At 74.3% G+C, this 23,348-nt stretch carries 19 protein-coding genes and 1 pseudogene; 9 read left to right on the top strand and 11 right to left on the bottom strand.

Going from position 1 to position 23,348, the window contains the following annotated elements; all coding sequences use genetic code 11:
• Positions 1-12 precede the first annotated feature (12 nt).
• Genes ACI79R_RS12505 through ppsA form a run of 3 tightly spaced genes read left to right on the top strand, consistent with a single transcriptional unit; the run spans position 13 to position 5,133 of the window.
• Positions 13-1,770 carry an ABC transporter permease gene (locus tag ACI79R_RS12505; RefSeq protein ID WP_456573949.1) on the top strand — a complete coding sequence of 586 codons (1,758 nt, stop codon included), beginning with the start codon at positions 13-15 and terminating at the stop codon, positions 1,768-1,770.
• 44 nt (positions 1,771-1,814) lie between these two features.
• On the top strand, positions 1,815-2,630 hold the full coding sequence (locus ACI79R_RS12500; RefSeq protein ID WP_456573948.1) for an ABC transporter ATP-binding protein: 816 nt from the start codon (positions 1,815-1,817) through the stop codon (positions 2,628-2,630).
• A 37-nt stretch (positions 2,631-2,667) separates the two neighbouring features.
• Positions 2,668-5,133 (top strand): phosphoenolpyruvate synthase, encoded by a 2,466-nt coding sequence (ppsA, locus tag ACI79R_RS12495; protein ID WP_456573947.1) that lies wholly within the window; start codon positions 2,668-2,670, stop codon positions 5,131-5,133.
• Here ppsA and ACI79R_RS12490 read toward each other — a convergent pair.
• Positions 5,120-5,447: pseudogene (locus ACI79R_RS12490) on the bottom strand (NAD(+)--rifampin ADP-ribosyltransferase). The gene ppsA and the pseudogene ACI79R_RS12490 overlap by 14 nt on opposite strands.
• A complete protein-coding gene (locus ACI79R_RS12485) occupies positions 5,444-6,400 on the bottom strand; it encodes an EamA family transporter (RefSeq protein WP_456573946.1) in 957 nt (318 codons plus the stop codon). The pseudogene ACI79R_RS12490 and the gene ACI79R_RS12485 overlap by 4 nt, the downstream one beginning before the upstream one ends.
• An 87-nt stretch (positions 6,401-6,487) precedes the next feature.
• Here ACI79R_RS12485 and ACI79R_RS12480 point away from each other — a divergent pair, with 87 nt between their 5' ends.
• Positions 6,488-6,997, top strand: coding sequence for a MarR family winged helix-turn-helix transcriptional regulator (locus ACI79R_RS12480; RefSeq protein WP_456573945.1), 510 nt, complete (start codon positions 6,488-6,490; stop codon positions 6,995-6,997).
• A 3-nt stretch (positions 6,998-7,000) separates the two neighbouring features.
• Here ACI79R_RS12480 and ACI79R_RS12475 read toward each other — a convergent pair whose 3' ends face one another.
• The 3 genes from ACI79R_RS12475 to ACI79R_RS12465 are packed head-to-tail and all read right to left on the bottom strand — an operon-like array spanning position 7,001 to position 10,240.
• Positions 7,001-8,638, bottom strand: coding sequence for an amidohydrolase (locus ACI79R_RS12475; protein ID WP_456573944.1), 1,638 nt, complete (start codon positions 8,636-8,638; stop codon positions 7,001-7,003).
• On the bottom strand, positions 8,616-10,076 hold the full coding sequence (locus ACI79R_RS12470; protein WP_456573943.1) for a purine-cytosine permease family protein: 1,461 nt from the start codon (positions 10,074-10,076) through the stop codon (positions 8,616-8,618). Before ACI79R_RS12470 ends, ACI79R_RS12475 begins: the two co-directional genes overlap by 23 nt.
• Positions 10,073-10,240 carry a hypothetical protein gene (locus tag ACI79R_RS12465; RefSeq protein WP_456573942.1) on the bottom strand — a complete coding sequence of 56 codons (168 nt, stop codon included), beginning with the start codon at positions 10,238-10,240 and terminating at the stop codon, positions 10,073-10,075. The genes ACI79R_RS12470 and ACI79R_RS12465 overlap by 4 nt, the downstream gene beginning before the upstream one ends.
• A 133-nt stretch (positions 10,241-10,373) precedes the next feature.
• Between ACI79R_RS12465 and ACI79R_RS12460 the strand changes: the two genes are divergently transcribed.
• The gene (locus ACI79R_RS12460) at positions 10,374-10,988 is read left to right on the top strand and encodes a TetR family transcriptional regulator (protein WP_456573941.1); all 615 of its coding nucleotides are present in this window, start codon (positions 10,374-10,376) and stop codon (positions 10,986-10,988) included.
• 38 nt (positions 10,989-11,026) lie between these two features.
• On the opposite strand, the gene ACI79R_RS12455 is transcribed toward ACI79R_RS12460, so the two are convergent.
• The 5 genes from ACI79R_RS12455 to ACI79R_RS12435 all read right to left on the bottom strand — a co-directional run bounded on the left by ACI79R_RS12455 (position 11,027) and on the right by ACI79R_RS12435 (position 16,540).
• Positions 11,027-12,478: a gamma-aminobutyraldehyde dehydrogenase gene (locus ACI79R_RS12455; RefSeq protein ID WP_456573940.1), complete on the bottom strand. Its 1,452-nt coding sequence runs from the start codon at positions 12,476-12,478 to the stop codon at positions 11,027-11,029.
• Positions 12,479-12,500: 22 nt separating this feature from the next.
• Complete coding sequence (locus ACI79R_RS12450; protein ID WP_456573939.1) at positions 12,501-12,899, bottom strand: hypothetical protein; 399 nt, start codon at positions 12,897-12,899, stop codon at positions 12,501-12,503.
• Positions 12,890-14,782: a primary-amine oxidase gene (locus tag ACI79R_RS12445; RefSeq protein WP_456573938.1), complete on the bottom strand. Its 1,893-nt coding sequence runs from the start codon at positions 14,780-14,782 to the stop codon at positions 12,890-12,892. The genes ACI79R_RS12450 and ACI79R_RS12445 overlap by 10 nt, the downstream gene beginning before the upstream one ends.
• The gene (gene speB / locus ACI79R_RS12440; RefSeq protein ID WP_456573937.1) at positions 14,779-15,810 is read right to left on the bottom strand and encodes an agmatinase; all 1,032 of its coding nucleotides are present in this window, start codon (positions 15,808-15,810) and stop codon (positions 14,779-14,781) included. Before speB ends, ACI79R_RS12445 begins: the two co-directional genes overlap by 4 nt.
• A 112-nt stretch (positions 15,811-15,922) precedes the next feature.
• Entirely contained in the window at positions 15,923-16,540 is a 618-nt protein-coding gene (locus ACI79R_RS12435; RefSeq protein WP_456573936.1) for a TetR/AcrR family transcriptional regulator, read from the bottom strand.
• A gap of 129 nt (positions 16,541-16,669) precedes the next feature.
• Here ACI79R_RS12435 and ACI79R_RS12430 point away from each other — a divergent pair, with 129 nt between their 5' ends.
• The 3 genes from ACI79R_RS12430 to ACI79R_RS12420 are packed head-to-tail and all read left to right on the top strand — an operon-like array spanning position 16,670 to position 21,509.
• A complete protein-coding gene (locus ACI79R_RS12430) occupies positions 16,670-18,157 on the top strand; it encodes an APC family permease (protein ID WP_456573935.1) in 1,488 nt (495 codons plus the stop codon).
• On the top strand, positions 18,154-19,776 hold the full coding sequence (locus ACI79R_RS12425) for an amidohydrolase (protein ID WP_456573934.1): 1,623 nt from the start codon (positions 18,154-18,156) through the stop codon (positions 19,774-19,776). The genes ACI79R_RS12430 and ACI79R_RS12425 overlap by 4 nt, the downstream gene beginning before the upstream one ends.
• Positions 19,773-21,509: an amidase gene (locus ACI79R_RS12420; protein ID WP_456574037.1), complete on the top strand. Its 1,737-nt coding sequence runs from the start codon at positions 19,773-19,775 to the stop codon at positions 21,507-21,509. Before ACI79R_RS12425 ends, ACI79R_RS12420 begins: the two co-directional genes overlap by 4 nt.
• On the opposite strand, the gene ACI79R_RS12415 is transcribed toward ACI79R_RS12420, so the two are convergent.
• A complete protein-coding gene (locus ACI79R_RS12415; protein ID WP_456573933.1) occupies positions 21,496-22,059 on the bottom strand; it encodes a helix-turn-helix domain-containing protein in 564 nt (187 codons plus the stop codon). The genes ACI79R_RS12420 and ACI79R_RS12415 overlap by 14 nt on opposite strands.
• Positions 22,060-22,154: 95 nt before the next feature.
• Between ACI79R_RS12415 and ACI79R_RS12410 the strand changes: the two genes are divergently transcribed.
• Positions 22,155-23,339: a thiolase family protein gene (locus tag ACI79R_RS12410; RefSeq protein WP_456573932.1), complete on the top strand. Its 1,185-nt coding sequence runs from the start codon at positions 22,155-22,157 to the stop codon at positions 23,337-23,339.
• Positions 23,340-23,348 lie beyond the last annotated feature (9 nt).

The following is a 23,348-nucleotide window of genomic DNA, read 5'->3' as shown; positions in this document are numbered from 1 at the left end:
GAGGGGGCAGCAATGGCGCTCGCCACAGGACACCGGACGGCGGTGCGGCTGCCGGCCGTGCCCCGCTGGGTGCGGAGGTCATGGCTACCGGCGCTGGGCATCGCGCTCTTCTTCGCCACCTGGCAGTGGCTGTCGGTCGGACCGCTGGCCGACAGCAACCTCCCGTACGCCACGGGCACGGTGACCGCGCTCGGTCAGATCCTGGGCGGGAAGGCGTTCTGGACGGCGCTCGGTGAGACGCTGCTGCAGGCGGGCACGGGCTTCGGTCTCGCCGTCGCGATCGGCCTGCCGCTGGGACTGCTGGTCGGCCTCAGCGAGGTGTTCTTCCGCGCCACGCGGGTCGTCGTCGAGGTCATCAAGCCGATCCCGGCCGTGGTGATCCTGCCGTTGGTGGTGCTGCAGCTGGGCACCAGCCGCAGCATGGCGGTCTTCCTGATCGTCTTCGCCCTGGTGCCCCTGCTGATCGTCACGACGGCGGCCGGGGCGCGCGACGTGGACCCCGTGATGCTCGACGCCGCCCGGTCCTACCGGCTGGGGCGCTGGGCGCGCACCCGGCGGGTGGTGCTCCCGAACGCCCTGCCGTTCATCGCCACCGCCCTGCGGATCAGCGCCACGTTCGCGGTGCTGATCGCCGTGGTCGCCGGCGTGGTCGGGGGCGCGCCCGGGCTCGGGCACGAGCTCGAGGCCTACCGGCAGGCCGGGCTCCTGGAGACGGTGTTCGCCTACGTCGTCGTCCTGGGCGGGGTGGGCATCGTCCTCAACGCGTTGCTCACCCAGGGCGAGCGCCGGCTCATCCACTGGCACGCCTCCTTCCGCGAGGCCGACGGTGGGGGTCCGGCCCGCGTGCGGCCGGACCGCCGGGGCGCGGTGGCACGGGCCGCCGAGCGGTTCGCCGACGGCTTCGACCGGTCCACGCGCCGGGTCACGGCCGTCGTGGGGCGGCGCTCCGGCGGGCGGGTGCCGGGGGCAGAGGGCCGCCGGCGGCTGCCCGGCTGGGTCCGGTGGTGGTTCCTGCGGCTGCTGCAGGTCGCCGTGCCGGTCGCCGCGCTGGTCGCGTGGTGGATTGCCTCGGCGGACTCGACCGACCCCTTCTTCCCGCCGGCCGCGACGATCTGGGACCGCTTCACCGCCACCTGGCTGTCGACCCAGTTCCTGACCGACGCCCTGCCGAGCCTGCGCAACCTCGGCGTCGGACTGGGCCTCGCCATCGCCATCGGGATCGGGGCCGGCACCGTCATCGCCCAGGTCCCGTGGCTGCTGGCCATGGTCACCCCGCTGATCTCGTTCTTCCGGTCGATCCCCGGCATCGCCTACCTGCCGCTGCTGATCGCGCTCATCGGGTTCAGCTCGGTCATGCGCATCACCGCGATCACGCTGGCGGCGCTCTTCCCGGTCCTGATCGCGACGATCGACGGGATGCGCGGGGTCGACCAGACCCTGCTGGACGTCAGCCGGGGCTACCGGTTGTCCCGGGTGCGCCGGCTGCTGTCGGTCCAGCTGCCCGCAGCGGCCCCGCGGATCTTCTCCGGCCTCGAGCTCAGCATCGCGGCGGCCGTCATCGTCATGGTCGCCTCGGAGCTGCTGGGCACCTCCCAGGGGATCGGGGCCCAGGTGCTGCTCGCGCAGCAGTTCTTCGCCTTCGCCGACATGTGGGCAGGCATCGTCCTGCTGGCCCTCATCGGACTGCTCAGCAACGTCCTCTTCCGTCTCGCCCGCAGCCGGGTCCTGGCCTGGTACGAGGGCGCCCGGGCCGCCGCACGGACCCGATGACCCCGGACCTCAACTCCCCGAACCCGGAAGAGAGTGACGCCACGATGACCGCCACCATCGGCTCCGCCCCGACCAGCTCCGTCCAGGGACCAGGCCAGGCGGCCCGGCTCTCGGTCCGGGGACTGCAGAAGACCTACGGGTCGGGCGCCTCGGCCAAGCAGGTGATCGCCGACCTGTCGTTCGACGTGGGCGCCGGCGAGTTCGTCTGCATCGTCGGCCCGTCGGGGGTCGGGAAGACCACGCTGCTCAAGTGTCTGTCCGGCCTCACCCCGGCCAGCGGTGGCGAGGCCCGGCTCGACGGCGTCCTCATCGACGGGCCGCCGCGCCAGATGGCGCTGGTCTTCCAGGACTACACCCGGTCGCTGGCGCCGTGGCTGACCGTCGAGAAGAACGTCCTCCTGCCGCTACGGGGCTCCGACCTCCGGCGCCGCGAGCGGATGGAGCGGGTGCACCGCGCGATCGAGGAGGTGAACCTGACCGACGCGCTGCACAAGTACCCGTGGCAGCTGTCCGGCGGCATGCAGCAGCGCGTGGCCATCGCCCGCGCGCTCGCCTACCAGCCGGAGGTGCTGCTGATGGACGAGCCGTTCGCCTCGCTCGACGCCCAGACCCGGTTCGACCTGGAGGACCTGCTGCTCCGGCTCCGTGCGGAGCTCGGTATCACCGTCGTGTTCGTGACCCACGACATCGACGAGTCGGTCTACCTGGCCGACCGTGTGGTCGTGCTCGGCTCCTCGCCGTGCCGCGTCCTCGAGATCGTCGACGTGCCGCTGCCCTCCCCGCGGGACCAGCTCTCGACGCGGGCGCACCCCACGTTCACGCGGCTGCGCACCCACGTGCTCCAGGCCATCCGGCACTGACCGGGCACGCGGACCGCCTGCGACGAGGGGCCGGAGCATGAGCACCGACACGATGCACGAGGCGGCCGCCGACCGCGCCGACGACCACGGCGACGACGTCCGGTGGTTCGCCGGGCTGGGGCTGGGCGACCTCGGGACGGTGGGCGGGAAGAACGCCTCGCTGGGGGAGATGATCTCCGGCCTGGCCGGTGCGGGGGTGAGCGTCCCCGACGGGTTCGCCACCACCGCGGCGGCGTTCCAGCGTTTCCTGGCCGACACCGGGCTGGCGGCCCGCATCGCCGAGCGGTTGCGGGGTCTGGACACCGACGACGTCCGCGCCCTGGCTGCCGCAGGGCGGGAGATCCGGCAGGAGGTGGTGGGGCAGCCGTTCCCGCCGGCGCTGGAGGCCGGCATCCGGTCGGCGTACGAGCGGCTGGTGGGCGGCGATCCGCAGGTCGCCGTCGCGGTCCGGTCCAGCGCGACGGCCGAGGACCTGCCCGACGCGTCGTTCGCCGGGCAGCAGGAGACGTTCCTGAACATCCGCGGGATCGACGCGGTGTTGCAGGCGGTCCGGGAGGTCTTCGCGTCGCTGTACAACGACCGGGCGATCGCCTACCGGGTGCACCACGGGTACGACCACGCGGCGGTGTCGCTGTCGGCGGGCGTGCAGCGCATGGTCCGCTCGGACGTCGGAGCGGCGGGCGTGGTGTTCACCGTGGACACCGAGTCCGGCTTCGACGACGCGGTGTTCATCACCTCGGCCTACGGGCTGGGCGAGGGCGTGGTGCAGGGAGCGGTCAACCCCGACGAGTTCTACGTCTACAAGCCGGCGCTGGCGGCCGGGCGGCCGGCGATCCTCAAGCGCGGGGTGGGGGAGAAGGCCATCAAGATGGTCCACACCGACTCCGCCGAGGTCGGCCGGACGACGGCGTACGTCGACGTCGACCCCGCCGACCGGCGCCGCCTGTCGCTCACCGACGACGAGGTGCTGGAGCTGGCCCGGCAGGCGGTGCGGATCGAACGGCACTACGGCCGGCCGATGGACGTCGAGTGGGCCAAGGACGGGTTGACCGGGCAGCTGTTCATCGTGCAGGCCCGCCCGGAGACCGTGCAGTCCCGCGCCGGCGCCGGCACCCGCCGGTACCGGCTCACCGGCACCGGCGAGGTCCTGGTCGAGGGCCGCGCGATCGGGCAGCGGATCGGTGCCGGCCCGGTCCGGATCCTGACCGACGTCGGGCAGATGGACTCCTTCTCCACCGGCGACGTGCTGGTCGCGGACATGACCGACCCGGACTGGGAACCGATCATGAAGCGGGCCTCGGCGATCGTCACGGACCGGGGCGGGCGGACCTGCCACGCGGCGATCATCGCCCGCGAGCTGGGCATCCCGGCCGTCGTCGGCACCGGCACCGCGACCCGGGTGCTGGCCGAGGGAGCTCCTGTCACCGTCTGCTGCGCCGAGGGCGACACCGGGCTCGTCTACGCCGGCGCGCTCGGCTTCGAGGTGGAGGAGACCCGGCTGGACGCCATGCCCGAGATCCCCACCAAGATCATGATGAACGTGGGGGCGCCGGAGCAGGCTTTCGCCTTCTCCCGGCTGCCGCACGCCGGGGTCGGGCTGGCCCGGCTGGAGTTCCTCATCAACCGGCAGATCGGCATCCACCCACGGGCGCTGCTGGAGCTCGACGCCCTGGACGCCCCGCTGCAGGCCCAGGTCCGGGAGCGGATCGCCGCCTACCCCACGGCACGGGACTTCTTCGTCCAGCGGCTCGCCGAGGGCGTCTCGACGATCGCCGCGGCCTTCGCGCCGGAGCCGGTGATCGTGCGGATGAGCGACTTCAAGTCCAACGAGTACGCCGACCTCCTCGGCGGCGACCGCTACGAGCCGCACGAGGAGAACCCGATGCTCGGCTACCGCGGTGCCTCCCGGTACCTGTCGGCCGACTTCGCCGACTGCGTCGCCATGGAGTGCGAGGCGCTGCGCCACGTCCGCGACGAGATGGGCCTGACCAACGTCCAGATCATGATCCCGTTCGTCCGGACGGTCGCCGAGATCCAGGGCGTGGTCGACCTGCTCGCCGCGCACGGGCTGCGCCGCGGGGAGAACGATCTGTCGGTGGTGATGATGTGCGAGATCCCCGCCAACGCGCTGCTGGCCGGCGAGTTCCTCGAGCACGTCGACGGCTTCTCCATCGGCTCCAACGACATGACCCAGCTGACCCTGGGCCTGGATCGTGACTCCGCTCTCGTCGCCGGTGGCTTCGACGAGCGCGACCCCGCCGTCCTCGCCCTGCTGGAGATGGCGATCCGGGCGTGCCGGGAACGCGGCAAGTACGTCGGCATCTGCGGCCAGGGCCCCAGCGACCACCCCGACCTCGCCACCTGGTTGCTCGACCAGGGCATCGACTCGCTGTCGCTCAACCCCGACACCGTCGTCGACACCTGGCTCCACCTCGCCGGGACCACACCGGCGACCGGAGGGCGGCGGCACCATCGACGCGACGCGCCGGTCAGTCCTCGATGACGTCGAGCCCCTGCTCGCGCAGCCGCGCCAGGCCGTCGAGCATGCCCTGCAGCACCTCCGGGGGATGGCCCTCCCAGTCGTCCACCTCGCCGACGACGCGCAGCGGTCGCCGGCTCCGCACCCCAGACCGCCGTCTCGAGCACCGCGGTGACGTACACGTGGTTCGACGTCCGGTTCTCCTGGAAGCTGGAACCCCGGCCGGGCACCAGTTCGTCGCCGACCGCGAGAGCCGCCTTCGTGCCGTGGAAGAACGGGCCCTCGACGTGCCCGCAGTGCTCGTAGGTCACGGGAACGCGTTCGCCGTCCCCGGTCATCGGGGGCCTCCTCGCCGGGATGCGGTCGCGGGGTACGGGGCCCGCGGGTGCTCCAGCCTGCCGGGGGAGCGCTGCGCCAGCAGGACGGCGGCGAGCGCGAGGGCCATGCCGGCCGACTGCACGGGCGTGAGGGTCTGTCCGAGGAGCACCCAGCCGGCGGTCGCGGCGACGACCGGGGAGAGCAGGCCCAGGAAGCTGACCCGCGCCGTGGGCAGCAGGGCCACGCCGCGCAGCCACAGCACGTAGGCCACGGCGGTGTTGACGGTGGCGAGGTAGAGCAGCCCGCCGGCCTCGCCCGCGGTGAGCCCGGCCGGCAGGCCCTCGGCGGCGACCGCCAGCGGCAGGAGGAGCAGTCCGCCGGCCGCCAGCTGCCAGCCGGTGAACGCGAGCACCGGCACCGGCCGCCCCCACCGCTTGGTGAGGACGACGCCGGTGCCCATGCACGCGGTGCCCGCGAGCCCGGCGGCGATGCCGACGGGGTCGAGCGCGACCGGCCCGGTCACCACGATCAGCGCCACCCCCACGACCCCGAGCAGGCCGAGCAGCAGGGTGCGGCTGCGCAGCCGCTCGCCCAGGAGCGGCACCGCGAGCACGGCCACGAGCAGCGGCTGCGCCGCGCCCAGCACCGCCGCGACGCCCCCGGGCAGGCGGTAGGCGGCGACGAAGAGCAGCGCGAAGAACGCCCCGATGTTCAGGACGCCGAGCACCGCCGCCTTCCACCACCACGCGCCGTGCGGGAGCCGGCGTCCGGCCGCGACCAGCAGCAGCCCGGCCGGCAGGGCGCGCACGGTGGCCGCCAGCAACGGCCGGTCGGCCGGCAGCCACTCGGTGGTGACCACGTAGGTGGTGCCCCAGGTCGCCGGGGCGACGGCGGTGACGAGGGTCAGGAGGCCGAGCCGGCGGCGGGCCGTCGACACGGCCACCGGAGCGGGGGAGACGGCGGTGGCGGTCATGGCGGCATCGTTCGCCGACAAGTATCTCGACGTCAAGATACTTTGGGCCATGTATCTTCTCGGCGTGCCATGTGCGATCCTGGCCGGGTGACCGAGAAGGACGGCGTCGACGAGATCGTGGCGCAGTGGGCGGTGCGCCGGCCGGACCTCGACACGGAGGCCATGGCGGTCTTCGGGCGGATCTACCGGGCGGCGCGGCTGGTCGCCGACGTCCAGGAGCGCTGCTACGCGGCCTTCGGCATCACGCGGGCCGACTTCGACGTGCTGGCGACCCTGCACCGGGCGGCCGGGCCGGAGGGGCTCTCTCCGGGCCGGCTGACCGCGGCGCTGATGCTCAGCACGGGCGGGATGACCAGCCGGCTGGACCGGCTCGAGCGCGCCGGCCACCTGGTCCGCGTGCCCGACCCGGCCGACCGGCGGGCGCTCCTGGTGCGGCTCACCGACAGCGGCCGCGCGCTCGTCGACGAGGCGGTCACCGCCGGGCTCGCCGAGCAGCAGCGGCTGCTCGGCGACCTCCCCGCCGCCCGGCTGCGCCGGATCGACGGCGACCTGCGCGACCTGCTCGCCTCGGTGGAGCGCCACGCCGCCGAGGGCTGAGGCTCAGCCGCTCCGGTGCGTCGTTCTCCCGCCGGCCACGGTCCGCGTCACCCGGGCCTCGAGCAGCGAGTCCACGCCCTCGCGGAACGGGTTCCGGTCGAGGACGGCGAAGTCGGCCAGCAGCCCCGGGGACAGCGTGCCGCGCTCGCCCTCGGCCCCGCACGACCAGGCGGCGTCGTGCGTGGCGTGCCGCAGCGCGTCGGCCAGCGGCAGCGCGAAGCCGGGGATGTTGGGCGGCAGCGAGGTGTCCAGGGCCGAGCGGCGGGTCGTGGCGATGTAGAGGTTGCGCAGCGGGGAGTGCGGCGCCGTCGGGGCGTCGGTGCCGAAGGCCAGCCGGGCCCCGCTGCCCGAGAACTCCGGCCACGCGTACCCGCGGTCGACGCGGGCGTCGCCCAGCATCGCCCGCCAGTTCTCCTGCACGGCCGGATCGGCGTGCACCGGCTGCATCGAGGCGGTCACCCCGAGCCGGGCCAGCCGCGGCACGTCGGCGGGGTCGACGTACTCCAGGTGCTCGATCCGGTGCCGCCGCGGCCGGGCCCCGTTGCGCTCGGCCGCCTGCTCGAGAGCGTCCAGCGCGATCCGGACCGCCTGGTCGCCGATCGCGTGGATGGCGATCTGCAGGCCGGCCGCGTCGGCCGCCACGACGGCAGGAGCGAGGGTCCCGAGGTCCCAGATCGGGTCCGGCAGCGCGCCGTTGGAGTAGGGGGCGGTCAGCGCCGCCGTGCAGCCGTCGATCACGCCGTCGATCACGAACTTCACGCCCGCCATGCGCAGCCACGGGCTGCGGTGCTCCTCCGCCAGCCGGGCGGCGGTGGCCACCTGCGCGAGGTGGTCCTCCGTGTCGCCGGTCCGATCCATGAACCAGTGCCCGACGATGCGCACCGGGAGCCGGCCGGCGGCCTCGGCCCGGGCCATGGCCGCGAGCCCGTGCTCGTCGACGGCCATGTCGACCACCCCGGTGATCCCGTCCGCGGCGTACGCGGAGAGGGCGGCGGCGAGGTGGCGGTCGCGGTCGTCGTCGGTGCGCCGGGCCGCGAGGAACGGCCAGACGAGCTCGTGCATGGCGGTCTCGTCGATGTGCCCGGTGGGCTCGCCGGTGGCCGGGTCGCGGGCGATGGTGCCGCCGACGGGATCGGCGGTGTCCCGCGTGATCCCCAGTTCCTGGAGCGCCCGGCTGTTCACCCAGACCGAGTGGTAGTCGTTGGCGTCGAGGTAGACCGGCCGGTCGGGGCAGACCGCATCGAGCATCCCGCGGCTGGGCCGCCCGTCCGGCACCGCGGAGAACAGCCAGCCCTGACCCAGCACGCGCGGTGCGTCCGGGTGCGCCTCGGCCCACGCCCGCACCCGCCGCTGGATCTCCTCGACGTCCGGCGCGTCCCGCAGCGCGGCCCGGGTCAGGGCGTCCCCGGTCATGAGGACGTGCGTGTGCGCGTCGACGAAGCCGGGGACCACGAACTCGCCGCCGAGGTCGACGACGTCGGCCCCCTCGCCGGCCGCGGCGCCGGCGTCCGCCTCGCTGCCGACGTGCACGATCCGGTCCCCGCGCACGACGAGGGCCTCGGCGAGGGGCACGTCCGGGCCCCGGAAGACCGCCGCGCCGCGGTAGAGCGTGGTGCGGTCAGCGAACGGCGCGGTCGACATATCCGCCCTTTCCGGTCGGGATGACCACGAGCCGGGTCAGCAGGTAGTGCACGAGGCCGGCCACGAGGAACGCGGGCAGCGATGCCGTGGTGTAGCGGAACACCGCGGCCGACTCGAAGCTGATCGGGTCCAGCAGCCAGTAGTAGGTACCGGCGCCGGCCGCCACGGCGACGAAGGCGACCGGGTTGAACCCCGCCCAGAAGCTGTAGCGCGAGATCCCCTCGGGCTCGTAGATCTCGCGGACGTCCAGCTTCCGCCGCCGCAGCAGGAAGAAGTCGACGAAGTAGACCGCGCACAGCGGGGCGAGGATCAGCGACACCCAGGCCAGGAACTTGAAGTAGTTGTCGTAGATGGCTCCCGGCCAGAACACGACGATCGCGGCCGGCGCGAACAGCAGGCCCGCCAGCAGCGGCCAGGGCAGCCGCCGGGTCGGTGCGCCCCCCGCCCGGCGGATCGCCAGGCTGCCCGAGTAGGTCTGGCCCACCATGCTGGTCAGGTTGGCGAAGCCGACGAAGACCAGGGCGACGACGCCCAGCGCCGCGCCACCGAGCGGGATCATCCACACCGTCGGGTCGGAGTCGCCGAGCACGAGGGCCGCGAAGGAGCCGACGACGCCGGCCACGACGCTGGCCAGGAACAGGCCCAGCATGTTGGGCCAGAAGGCCGCGCGCTGGGTGGTGGTGAGGCGGGCCAGGTTGCCCATGATGGTCCACCACGAGAAGCCGACGCCGAGGCTGAGCTCCAGGGCGATGGTCCAGTCGAGCCCGGGGTCGCCGAAGGGCGCCAGGGGAGCGGCGGCGGTCAGGTCGCTCCAGGAGAACTCGGTGAAGATCGCGGCCAGCATCACGACGGTCACGACCACCAGCGCGGGCGCCACGAACTTGTTGACCCACTCGATGGAGACCGGCCCCTTCACCAGCACCAGCCAGGAGACCAGGATCGCGAACAGGGCGGCCGCGACGACCATCGCGCCGTTCGGGCCGAAGTCGGTGCCCAGCGTCGCGTTGCTGACGTTGACGATGGCGCGGCCGAACATGATCGCGAGGATGGCGTTCCAGCCGGCCGCCGCGAGGGGGAACAGCACGAGGACCAGGGCCCGCGACCCGGTGCCGCCGAACACGCTGCGCAGTGCCGTGTACTGCTCCAGGCCGTACTTGGCCGACGGGATGCACGTGGTCAGCGACACGAGGACGACGCCGATCAGGTTGCCGATGACGCTGGCCGCGATCGCCGTCTCGGCGCCGACGAAGACGGCGAGCGTGCCCCCGCTGAGGAAGGCCCAGGTCGCGATCGCCAGGCCGATGTTCACCGAGGCGAAGGACCAGAACCCCCAGATCCGCTCGGTGGCGAGCGTGGGGAGGTCGCTGGTGCCCGAGTCGCTGCTGATCGCCGGGATGGCCGGCTGCCGGACGGCGGGCCCGGAGGTGGACTCGCTCATGCCGGGTAGCTCCACCAGATCATGGCCACGATCAGCAGCGCGCCGAGCACGACGAGGAGCACGAGGTCGCGGGCGGGCAGGTCGGCCCGGGCGGGGTCGACGTAGTCGGGGTCCTCGATCACCGCGAGCCGTGCCTGCAGTTCGCGTTCGAAGTCGTCGGCCATCGTGCTTCCTCCGCTGGGTCGCGCGCCGGTGTGGCGGATAAACTAGCGCCGCTAGTTAGCGGGGGAGACTAGCGTCACGTCGACGTCCGCGGAAGGGGCGTCGGGCGTGGCGCGGTGCGGACGGAGGTGGCACGTGGGACGGCGGCCGGGCCTGGTGCTCACGCGCGAGTCGATCGCCCGCACGGCGCTGGCCATCCTCGACGAGGAGGGCGCCGAGGGGCTGACGGTGCGGCGGCTGGCCGGCCGCCTCGGAGTGCAGTCGCCGTCGCTGTACAACCACGTCGCCTCCAAGAAGGAGATCCTCGACGCGGTCACCGAGCTCATCGACGAGGAGATCGACACCGACTGCCTCGACGACCCCGACTGGCGCCGCGGCATGACGGCCTTCGCCCGGAGCTACCGGCGGGCGTTCCGGGCGCATCCGCACGCGCTCGTGCTGATCGCCCGCGAGGCGGTGGAGACCGAACCCGCGCTGCGGGCCTACGACGCCGCGCTGGGAGCCCTGCTGCGGGCCGGATGGGGGCCGGTGCCGGCGCTGCAGCTGCTGGCCTCGATCGACTACCTGGCGCTCGGGTCGGCGCTCGTCCCGTTCACCGGCGGCTTCGTCCGCCGTCCGGCCGAGTACGCCGGGCGCTACCCGTCCCTGGCCGCGGCCCTCGCCGGCGCGCCGGACCTGCCCGCGGTGGACGACGCGGGGTTCGAGCGGGGCCTGGCGGCGCTGCTGCGCGAGGAGCCGCCCGGCCGGTGACCCCGGGTGCGGTCACCGGCCGCACCCGGGGACACCGCTCAGCTGTCCAGGTTCGCCATGACGTGCTTGATGCGGGTGTAGTCCTCGAACCCGTACATCGACAGGTCCTTGCCGTAGCCGGAGTGCTTGAACCCGCCGTGCGGCATCTCGGCGACCAGCGGGATGTGGGTGTTGATCCACACGCAGCCGAAGTCGAGCTTCTTGCTCATCCGCATCGCCCGGCCGAAGTCCTTGGTCCAGACGCTGGAGGCCAGCCCGTACTGGACGCCGTTCGCCCACGCCAGCGCCTGCGCCTCGTCGCCGAACCGCTGGACGGTGATGACCGGGCCGAAGATCTCCCGCTGCACCATCTCGTCGTCCTGCCGCAGCCCGGCCACGACGGTCGGCTCGACGAAGAACCCGCGCTCGCCCTGTCGGTGCCCGCCCGCGGTGATCTGCGCGTGGTCGGGCACCCGCTCCAGGAAGCCGGTGACCTGGGCGAGTTGGTTGGCGTTGTTGACCGGCGGCACGAGGGCGTCCTCGTCGCCGGCGCCGTTCTCGAACGTCGTCCGGGTGCCGCGCGCCTGCTCGGTCAGGGCCGCGACGAAGTCGTCGTGGATCCCCGGCCCGGCCAGCACGCGGGTGGCCGCGGTGCAGTCCTGGCCGGCGTTGAAGTAGCCGGCCACGGCGATCGCCTCGGCGGCGGCCTCGAGGTCGGCGTCGTCGAAGACGACGACCGGCGCCTTGCCGCCCAGCTCCAGGTGCACCCGCTTGACGTCGCGCGCCGCGGACTCGGCCACCTGCATGCCGGCCCGCACCGACCCGGTGATCGAGACCATCTGCGGGGTCCGGTGCTCGACCAGCGCACGGCCGGCCTCCCGGTCGCCGCAGACCACGTTGAGCACGCCCGCGGGCAGGAATTCCGCGGCCAGCTCGGCCAGCCGCAGCGTGGTGGCCGGCGTCGTGTCCGACGGCTTGAGCACCACGGTGTTGCCCGCCGCGACGGCCGGCGCGAACTTCCAGACCGCCATCATCATCGGGTAGTTCCACGGCGTGACCTGCCCGATCACCCCGATCGGCTCGCGCCGCACGAACGACGTGTGCCCGGCCATGTACTCCGCGGCCGCCTTGCCCTCCAGGTTGCGCGCCGCTCCGGCGAAGAACCGGATCTGGTCGGCCATCGGCGGGATCTCCTCGCCGGCGACCAGCGCGAGCGGCTTCCCGGTGTTGCGGCTCTCCAGGGCGACGAGTTCGTCGGCGTGCTCCTCGATGGCGTCGGCCAGCTTGAGCAGCGCCCGCGACCGCTCCGACGGCGTCGCGTCCCGCCAGCCCTCGAAGGCGCTCTCGGCGGCGACGTAGGCGCGGTCGACGTCCTCGGGGCCGGAGGCCGGCGCGGTGCCGAACACCTCGCCGGTCGACGGGTCGACGAGGTCCATCCGGCGGCCGTCGACGGTGTCGACGTGCTCGCCGCCGACGAAGTTGCGCAGGTCCAGCTTCTCGCTCACGGGCATCCCTCTCGTGGTGGTGGGCGGATCAGGTCGGTGGGGCGACGGCGCAGCCGGCCCGGACGACCGCCAGGCCGAGCGCGGCCACGGCGAGCACGCCGCCGAGCAGCGCGGCCCAGGCGGCCATGCCGGCGGCCGTGCCGGCGGCCGTGCCGTGGTGGGCGGCCGCGACCAGCGGCGGGTGCAGCGCGAGCATCGCGGCGGCGAGCACCGCGTGCACGAGCCAGGCGCGCGTGCTCGCCCGGCGCCACAGGTGCCCGGCACAGACCAGGCACGCCGCGGCGAGGACGACGGTCGCCGCCCGCGCCGGGGCCGGGACGGCCGCCGCCGTCCCGCCGTGCAGCACGGCGCAGCCGCCCCCGGTGCCGGCGGCGGCGCGGGCCAGCAGCCGGGGGAGCGCCGCCGTCCCGAGCGGGGTCAGTGGCACCGCGCCGGCGCGGGGGGCACGTCGAGGGCCGGGTTGCGGTCGAAGAAGCCCACCGGCTTGAGCTGGAACGACACGGCGTCCACCGGCATGACCGGCCAGTCCTCCGGCCGCGGGATGTGGTGGATGCCGAAGACGTGCCACAGCACGATGTCGGTGTCGGCGATCGGCCGGTCGGCCTCGATCCAGCGCGGGATCCCCTCGTCGGCGCGGCTCTGGTTGCAGAACTCGCCGGCCGGCCAGCGCTCCTCCTCGTCGAACCGGGTCACCCAGACCGCGTGGTCGATGACCCCGGCCCGCTGCCGGAACGGCGCGCTCGGGTCGGCGATGACGGGGAAGGCCGCCGGCGGGTAGAGCTTGTAGCCGGGGGCGGTGCCCAGCCGGTTGGGCCGGGTCCGGTTCACCACGGTGAAGCCGCGCTGGGTGGCGTAGTCGGGGTCCTGGCAGCCCTCGGACTCCCGCTCCAACACCCGCTTGCGCTGCACCAGCGCCAGGCCGTACGGGTTCTCCGGGGAGACCGGCAGCGCCTCGCTCTCGGAGACCACGACGCTGTTCTCCGGGCCGTCGACCTCCATGTCCAGCCGGGCGACGATGAAGTGCTGGTGGTTCGGTGCGTAGGTGCGCTCGTCCACCACCGTGCCGTAGGGCGGGGGAGTGCTCTCGTAGGCGCTGGTCACCATGATCCCGGTGGCGCGGACCTCGCACTCGATCGTGCCGTCCTGGTAGAAGCGCCAGTAGACGAGGTACTCGTAGTTGGCCACCGTGGCGTGGAAGGACACGACCATCCGCCGCGACCGGCGCACCTCGCTGCCGGCCACCTCGTCGACGTGCTTCCACAGCACGCCGTCGTCCTCCTCGTGCAGGCAGATGGCGTTCTCGATGGTGTACGGCTCCCCGCGGCTGTCGTGCAGGACGGCGTCGACGTAGGTGATGTCGCCCAGGCAGTCGCAGCCGAGCTTCAGCGAGGTGGTCATGAAGCCCAGGCCCCACTCGCCGATGTCGAAGGCGGTGCGCCGGTGGTGGTCGGGGCTCGGGTCGCGGTAGGGCACGACCATCTCGGCGAACGACAGCCGGTGGGCCACCGGCCGTACCTGCTCGCCGTCCCGGTAGCCGACCCGGTGGAGCACCAGCCCCTCGCGGTAGTTGAAGCCCAGCCGCATCGTCCAGTTCTGCCAGCGCAGCTCGGACCCGTCGAGGGTGAAGGAGACACCCTCGGGCTGGGTGATCTCCAGGGCGCGCACGTCGGTCCGCTGCTGCAGGCCGGGCACGAGCGCCGGCACGTACTCGCCCATGACCTCCGGCTGCGCCGGCGCTGCGGAGTCCTCGATCTGGAGCAGCTCCATGGTGTTCAGGTCGACGACGAAGTGCAGGCCCATCACCGGGTTGGCGTAGGGGTTGCCGCCGGGCACCGAGCGCCGCCAGACGTCGGTCCAGCCGACCCGGCGGTCCTGGAGGCCCTCGGGGATCAGCGAGTGGCCGTAGGCCCAGGTGTCGATGAGCACCAGGTCGAGGTCGGTGATCCCGCGCCGGGCGAGCGCGGCGACGACGTCGGGGTGCCGGATCAGCACCTCGTGCGCCTCGTGCCACTCGTCGAGGGTCATGTTGGCCTGCTGCCCCGGCACCGCCTCCCACGAGACGACGGCGTCGTCGGTGAGGGAGACGACCGCCTTGTACGGGGTGCCCTCGTCGCGGCTCCAGCAGGTCACCCGGGCCTCGCGGCGGATCGGGTCGCCGGACCGGAACGCGCGGACGACGTCCTTCGCCGGCTCGCGCAGCTCGATGGCGGCGAACCGCCACCGGTCGTCGACGCCACGGTCCCGGCGCAGGATCGCGGCCGCGGCGCGGAACTCGTCGGCGGACAGCGGGTCGAGCGGGTGGGCCGTCACGGGGTCTCCTCGGGGGTGCGGTCGGCGAGCAGGGGGAGGCTCGGGTCGAAGCGGGTGCCGTCGCGGGCGTCGCGGCGGCGGCGGGCGATCGCCGACAGGGCCTCCAGCACGACGCGGTTGGCCAGCGCCGCGGTGATGTCGGCGTGGTCGTAGGGCGGGCTGACCTCGACCACGTCGATGCCGGCGACGGGCAGCTCCAGGCACAGCCGGCGGACGGCGTCCAGCAGCTGCCGGGCGGTCAGCCCGCCGGGCTCGGGGGTGCCGGTGCCGGGCGCGTGCCCGGGGTCGCAGACGTCGATGTCGACGGAGAGGAAGACGCCGTCGCACTCGTCGGTCGCGATCGCCGAGGCCTCGGTGAGCACTTCGTCCAGCCCGCGGTGCCCGATCTCGGTCATCTCGTAGGACCGCATCCGCTGGGCGGCCATCCAGTCCAGCGTCTCCGGCGGCGGCCAGTAGCCGCGCAGGCCGATCTGCAGGAAACGGTCGCCGCGCAGCGCGCCGGACTCGATCAGCCGGCGCATCGGCTGGCCGTGGCCCCACAGCGAGCCGAACTCGATGTCGCCGGTGTCGGCGTGCGCGTCGAAGTGCACCATCGACACCCGGCCGTGGCCGAGCACGTTGGCCACGCCCTTGGCGTCGGCGAAGGCGATCGAGTGGTCGCCGCCGAGCACCAGCGGGATCGCGCCGGAGCGGGTGACCGTCTCGACGGCGGCCTCGAGGGCGCCGAGCGCGGTCTCGATGTCGCCGGAGTACATCTCCACGTCGCCGGCGTCGACCACCCGCAGGTCGCGCAGGCCGTCGGTGCGCAGCGCGAGGCTCGGCCGGGAGCCGTCGTGGGGGAGGTAGTCGGTCATCCGGATGGCCTGGGGGCCGAAGCGGGTGCCGGGGCGGTGCGACGTACCGCCGTCGAACGGCGCGCCGAGGACGACGACGTCCGCCCCGGCGTAGGTGGCGGGGTCGTCGAGGTCGCAGCGGTCGACGCCGAGGAACGTGATGTCGGGGCCGAACTGGGGGCCGTAGCGGGCCATGGGCGCCGTCCTGGGGTCGGGTGGGGCGTCGAGCCGGTCGACGGAAACGTGAGCAACATAGCGCTTCGGCCGTGGAAACCGTAGCGACGAGGTGTCGCCGGGAGTGGAAAGATCAGATCACGGCGTCGGCGGCCAGCCGGGCCCGGATGCCGGCGACCAGGGCGGCCAGCCCGGCCTCGAAGGCGGCGTCGGCGCGGGACCGCCCGCGCGGCCCGGCCTGCACGGCGGCGTCGAGCGCCGGCGTCCCCCCGCCGCCGCTGGCCCAGACGTCCTCGGGGGAGGTGAGCTCGAAGGCCGCGCCCACGGTGTAGGAGTCCAGCACGGTCAGCCACACGATGACCTCGTCGCCGGGCAGGCCCGCCGCGGCCAGCAGGCCGGCCACCCGGTCGTACCAGCGCAGCGCCGTTCCGGCGGTCATCGGCTGGCTGATCAGCAGCGGGATCAGGTTGGGGTGCTCGGCCAGCGCCCGCCGGTAGGCGCGCAGCAGCGCGGGGAGGGCGGTGGCCCAGTCGCCGGCCTCCGCGGCCGGGAGGTCCTCGGTGTTGTCGAGGCGGTCGCGGAGCAGCTCGACGATCTCGTCGCGCCCGCTGACGTGGTGGTAGATCGACGACGCGCTGGTGCCGAGCCGCGCCGCGAGCTCGGCCATCGTGAACTGCCCGTGCTCGTCGACCAGCGCGAGCGCCGCGTCGAGGATCGCCGGCACGTCGATCAACCGCCTGCGCCGCTGCACCACGGCCCCTCCTCGCCTCGAAGATCCGCCGCCGAGTCTGCTGGATGCCTTGACGGTGTCGGAGGTCACCCCCACACTAACCGAACGCCATTCGGTTAAGGCGCCTTCGGGGCGCTCGGGAGGACCTCCGTGACCACTGACAACGCCCCCTCGGCCCGCGCCGCAGCGCCCGCCGCGGACGACCTGAAACGCGGTGTCCTCGGCACCGGCAGCATCGTGCTGATGGTCGTGGCGGCCGCCGCGCCGCTGACGATCCTGGCCGGGATCGCGCCCCTGGCGATCCTCATCGGCGGGGTCGGGGCACCGAGCGCGTACCTCGTCGCGGGCCTGACGCTGGCCGTCTTCGCCGTCGTGTTCACCCGGATGACCCGGCACGTCGGCAGTGCCGGGGCCTTCTACGCCTACGTCGCCAAGGGGCTGGGCCGCACGTGGGGGCTGGCGGCCGCACTGCTGGCGCTGATGTCCTACAACGCCCTGCAGATCGGCATCTACGGCCTGCTCGCCGTGCAGACCCAGGCCACCGTGGCCGACCTGTTCGGGGTCACCGTGCCCTGGCCGGTCATCGCGCTGGTCGCGGTCGTCCTGGTCTACCTGGTCGGGTGGGCCGGCATCGACGTCGGCGCGAAGGTGCTCGGCGTCCTGCTGGTGCTGGAGACCGGCATCCTGCTGCTGCTGGCCTTCGCCGTGGTGTTCCAGGGCGGCGCCTCCGGGCTCGACGCGGTCTCCTTCTCGCCCGACGCCGTCTTCGTCCCCGGCATGGGCGCGGCCCTGGCGTTCGCCTTCGCCGCCTTCATCGGCTTCGAGTCCACGGCGCTCTACCGCCGCGAGGCCCGCGACCCCGAGCGCACCGTCCCGCGGGCGACCTACGTCGCCGTGCTCGGCATGGCGGTGACGTACGCCTTCATCATCTGGGCGGTCGTGCAGGCGTTCGGCAGCGACTCGGCGGTCGCGGCGGCCGGCAGCGACCTGGCGGGCATGTTCTTCACCGCGCTGACCGACTACGTGGGCCCGTGGGCGGCCACGCTCGCGTCGGTGCTCATCGTGACCAGCGTCTACGCCGCGCAGCTGGCGTTCCACAACGCGATCAACCGCTACGCGTTCAGCCTGGCGCAGGACGGCGTCCTCCCCGCCTGGTTCGGGCAGACGCACCCGCGCTTCCGTTCCCCGCATCGGGCCGGCCTCGTGCAGTCGGTCCTCGCCGCCGTCGTCGTCCTCGGCTTCGCGCTGGCCGGCGCCGACCCCTACACCCGGCTGCTGCTGTGGGTGAACACCCCGGGCGCGATCGGCATCTTCGTGCTCATGCTGCTCACCTCGGTGGCCGCGGTCGTCTACTTCACCCGCCGCAACCCGGGCGCCAGCACGCCGGCCGCGCTGGTCGCCGGTGTGGTCAGCACCGTGCTCCTCGCGGTGGCCCTCTACGTCACCGTCGACAACGCCGAGCTGATCACCGCGTCGTCGCCGACGGTCAACGCCGTCCTCATCGGGATCGTGCCGCTGACCGTGCTCGTCGGCATCGGCCTGGCCCTGTGGCTGCGGCGCAGCCGGCCGGCCACCTACGCCCGGATCGGGGAGGGGCAGGACCCCGCCGTCGAGCCGTCGGGCACGGTGGCGGCATGACCGCCGCCGACCTGGTCCTGCTCGCCGACACCGTCCACACGCTCGTGCCCGGCGCCCCGCCGGTCGAGGCGGTGGCCGTCGCCGGAGGGGTGGTGGTGGCCACCGGCAGCCGGTCCGACGTCCGGGAGTGGCGCGGCGCGCGCACCGAGGTCCTCGACCTGGGGGCCGCCACGCTCACGCCCGGGCTGGTCGACGGCCACATGCACCCGGTCATGGGCCTGCAGATGGCCGCCGGCGCCGACCTCACCGGCGCCCGGTCGCTGGACGACGTGCACCGGCTGCTCGCCGCCGAGGCGGAGGGGAAGGGCCCGGAGGACTGGGTGCGCGGCTGGGGGCTGGACCCCAACGTGTTCGGCGGTCGGCCGATCACCGGCGCGGCGATCGAGGCGGCGGTCGGCGGGCGCCCGGCGTTCGTGAACCTCTTCGACGCGCACTCGGCGCTGGCCACGCCGGCGGCCCTGGCGATCGCGGGGGTGGACGGGCCGCGGCAGTTCGACATGCGCTCGGAGGTGGTCTGCGACGACGCCGGCCGCCCGACCGGGCTGCTGCTGGAGTGGGCCGCCATGGAGCTGGTGACCGACGTCGTCCCGCTCGCTCCGCCGGCCGCCCGCGCGGCCGCGCTGCGCGAGCTGCTGGCCGGCATGGCGGCCACCGGGCTGACCGGCGGGCACGTCATGGACCTGCTCGGCGACAGCGAGGCGGTCGTGACCGCGGCGGAGGACGGCGGCGACCTGCCGCTGCGGTTGCGCTTCGCGCCGTGGTGCCTGCCCGGTGCCGACGCCGACGACCTGGCCGAGCTGGTGGCCGCGCAGGGACGCGGCGGCCGGCGCTGGTCGGTCGGGGGCGTCAAGTTCATGGTCGACGGCACGATCGACAACGGGACGGCGTGGCTGGAGCAGCCCGACGCGCTGGGGGAGTCGGTCGAGAGCTTCTGGCCCGACCCGGCCGAGTACACCCGGGCGCTGCGGGCGCTGGCGGCCGCCGGCGTCCCCACCGCCACCCACGCCATCGGCGACGCCGCCGTGCGGCACGCCCTCGAGGCGCTGGACGGCGCCGGCCGCCCCGCGTCCGGGTGGCACCGGATCGAGCACATCGAGACGCTCCCGGGCGCGCTGGTCGAGGGCTTCCTCCGGGCCGGGGTCGTGGCGAGCATGCAGCCGACCCACTGCACGCACTTCACCCGGGCCGACCACGCCGACAACTGGTCCAGCCGGCTGGGGCCCGAGCGGGCCGGCCGCGCCTGGCGGTGCCGCGACCTGCGGGACGCCGGGGTGCCGCTGGTGCTGGGCTCGGACTGGCCGGTCGCGCCCTACGACCCGCGCGGCGTGCTCGCCGACGCCCAGCTGCGGCGCCCGGCGGGGGAGCCGGACGTGCCGCCGGTGCAGCCGCAGCAGGGGCTCACGCCCGTGATGGCGCTGGAGGGCTACACCACCCAGGCCGCCCGGGTGGCGGGGGAGGCGGGCTCGGCCGGCCGGATCGCGGTCGGCATGCGCGCCGACCTCACCGCCTTCGCCGCCGATCCGCTGGCCGCGCCGCCGGACGAGCTGGCCGGGGCGCCGGTCCTGCTCACCGCGGTCGGCGGTGCGGTCGTGCACCGGGCCGCGGCGGTGGACCGCTGAGCGCGCTGGGTCGTGACGGCGTCGTCGAGGCGTCGCTCGCGGAGCTGAGGGCGGCGCTGGAGTCCGGTGCGGTCACCTCCGTCGGGTTGGTGGAGGCATATCTCGCGCGGATCGAGGCCTACGACCGGGGCGGCATCCGGTTGAACTCGGTGGTGGTGCCGGCGCCGGACGCGCTGGCCGAGGCCGCCGCGTCCGACGCGCGCAGGGCCCGGGGCGCTCCGCTGGGGCCGCTGGACGGGATCCCGTACACGGCCAAGGACAGCTATCTGGTGCGGGGGCTGACGTGCGCGGCCGGGTCGCCGGCGTTCGAGCACCTGGTGGCCCAGCGCGACGCGTTCACCATCGAGCGGCTCCGCGCCGGCGGCGCGGTCTGCCTGGGGCTGACCAACATGCCGCCGATGGCCAACGGGGGGATGCAGCGGGGGCTCTACGGTCGCGCGGAGAGCCCGTACGACGGCGACTACCTCACCTCGGCGTTCGGCTCGGGGTCGTCCAACGGGTCCGGGACGGCGACGGCGGCCAGCTTCGCCGCGTTCGGCCTGGCCGAGGAGACGTGGTCCAGCGGCCGGGCGCCGGCGTCGAACAACGCGCTGTGCGCCTACACGCCCTCCCGCGGTGTGATCTCGGTGCGGGGCAACTGGCCGCTGGTGCCCACGATGGACGTCGTGGTGCCGCACGCCCGCACGATGGCCGACCTGCTCGAGGTGCTGGACGTGGTGGTTGCCGACGACCCGGAGACCCGGGGCGACCTGTGGCGGGCGCAGCCCTGGATCGCCCTGCCCCGGGCCGGGGAGGTGCGGCCGCCGTCCTACCCGGCGCTGCTCCCGCGGGACCGGGACGCCGCCCGCGCGGCGCTGGCCGGCAAGCGCCTCGGGGTGCCGCGGATGTACGTGGACGCCGATCCCGAGGCCGGCACCGCGGAGTCCCCGGGCATCGGGGGTCCCACCGGGCAGCGCATCGAGACGCGGCCGTCGGTGCTGGACCTGTGGGCGGCCGCCCGCCGGGACCTGGAGGCCGCCGGCGCCGAGGTGGTGCTGGTGCACTTCCCCGCGGTCACCAACTACGAGGGCGACCGGCCCGGCGCCCCCACGATCGCCACCCGCGGCCTCGTCGACCCCGACTTCCTGGCGCGCGAGGTCCTCGACCTCGCGGCCTGGGCCTGGGACGACTTCCTCCGGGCCAACGGCGATCCGGCGCTGCACCGGCTGGCCGACGTCGACGGCGCCCGGATCGCCCCGCACCCGCCGGGGGCGCTGCCCGACCGGTACGACGGGTTTCCCGACGACATCAGCTCCTATCCGGCGCACGTGCGGGACTCCGGCGTGGCCCACTTCGCCGACGTCCCCGGTCTCGAGGCGGGGCTGCGGGCCCTGGAGGAGACCCGCCGGATCGACCTGGAGCAGTGGATGGACCGCCTCGGCCTCGACGCGGTGGTCTTCCCGGCCGTCGCCGACGTCGCCCCGGCCGACATGGACGTCGACCCCGTCTCGGCCGACCTCGGCTGGCGCAACGGCGTCTGGGTCGCCAACGGCAACCTCGTGCCCCGCCACCTGGGCATCCCCACCGTCACCGTGCCGATGGGCACCATGGCCGACATCGGCATGCCCGTGGGCCTCACCTTCGCCGGCCGCGCCTACGACGACACCGCGCTGCTGCACCTGGCCGCGGCCTTCGAGGCCACCGGCGACCGCCGCACCCCGCCGCCGCGCACGCCGCCGCTCAGGCGGGGGTGAACTGCTGCACCTGGGGGACCGTCGTCACCACGTGGACGACGGCGGTGCCCCCGGGTGCGGCGCGCAGCACGTGCGGCACGTCGGCGGCGAACCGGACGAAGTCACCGGCCTCGAGGGTCTGGGGCTCCTCCACCGGGCCGGCGAGCACCCGGCCGTCGACCACGTAGGCGTGGTGCAGGGCGCCGGGCGGGAGGGCCGGGCGCACCTCGCGGGTGCCGCCGAGCTCGAGCAGCGCGGTGGCCACCTGGCCGGTGCCGTGGATCTGGTCCAGCGTCCGGCGCCGGCCGGCGCCGTCGTCGACCCACTCGGCCTCGGCCGCGCGGCGCACCAGCACCGGGGTGTCCCACTCGGTGACCAGCCAGCTCACGCCGATGCCGAGGGCGCCGGCCACGGTCAGCAGCGTCTCGACCGTCGGGTTGCCCTTGCCGCTCTCCAGGTTGGCCAGCGTCTGCTTGGCCAGACCGGTCAGCCGGGCCAGCGCACCGAGGCTGAGCTGCCGTTCGCTCCGCAGTCGCCGCACGTTCCGGCCGAGCACCACCACGCCGTCCATCCGTCCATCATGATGGACCGCCGTCCATCTTGACCGGCCGGTGTGCGCGTGGGTGGATGGTGCAGGTCACACTCTCGCGCACCTGGAGCACCGCCATGCGTTACGACGACGTCGCCATCCCGCTCGGCTCGGCCTGGTCCTCGCCCTTCGCCAAGTGGCAGGGCACGCTCGCCGAGGTGTCCAGCCTCGACGTGGCCGTCGCGGTCACCACGCGCGCGCTGGCCGACCGGGGGATCGCCCCCGAGCAGCTGGACGGCGTCGTGCACGGCTGGACGATCCCGCAGAAGGACATCTTCTACGGCGGCCCGACGCTCGCCGCCCGCATCGGCGCCCCGGACCTCACCGGCCCGATGGTCAGCCAGGCGTGCGCCACCGGTGTGGCCGGCCTGCACGCCGCCGCCGGTGCGGTGACCGCCGGTGCCGGGCCGCAGCTGGTGATCGGCGCCGACCGCATCTCCAACGGCCCGACCCTCTCCTGGCCGGCGCCGAGCGCCATGGGTGGCGCCCCGGTGATCTCGCACTGGGTGCTCGACAGCTTCGCCCGCGACCCGTGGGCCGGCGCCGGCATGCTGGCCGCCGCCGAGGCCGTGGCCGCCGAGATGGGCGCCACCCGCGAGGAGCTCGACGACCTCACCGCCCTGCGCTGGGAGCAGTACACCGCCTCCCTCGCCGACGACCGGGCCTTCCAGCGCCGCTACCAGGTGCCGGTGGAGATCCCGCAGCGCAAGGGCTCCCTGGTGCTCGACGCCGACGAGGGCGTCCGGCCCAAGACCCGCGAGGGCATCGGCGGGCTGCCGCCGGCCGCGCCCGACGCCCGGCACACCTTCGCCTCGCAGACCCACCCGGCCGACGGCTGCGCCGGCGCCGTGGTGACCACCGAGGCCCAGGCCCGGGAGATCTCCGGGGAGGGCGTCGTCCGCATCCTCGGGGTCGGCTTCGCGCGGGTGGCCAAGAGCCGGATGCCTATGGCGCCGGTGCCGGCCGCGCGGTCCGCGCTCGACGCCGCCGGCCGCTCGCTGGCCGACGTCCGGGCGATCACCACGCACAACCCGTTCGCCGTCAACGACCTGTACTTCGCCCGCGAGACCGGGATCAAGGCCGAGGACATGAACTCCTTCGGCTGCAGCCTGGTCTTCGGCCACCCGCAGGCCCCGACCGGGCTGCGGTCGATCGCCGAGCTGATCGAGACGCTGCGCCTGCGCGGCGGCGGGCTCGGGCTGTTCACCGGCTGCGCCGCGGGTGACACCGGCGCCGCGCTCGTCCTCGAGGTCACCGACTGACCAGGGAGG

Source organism: Blastococcus sp. SYSU D00820 (assembly GCF_054050695.1).
Note: the sequence above shows the minus strand (reverse complement) of the source record. Positions and strands in the feature narration are given on the sequence as shown.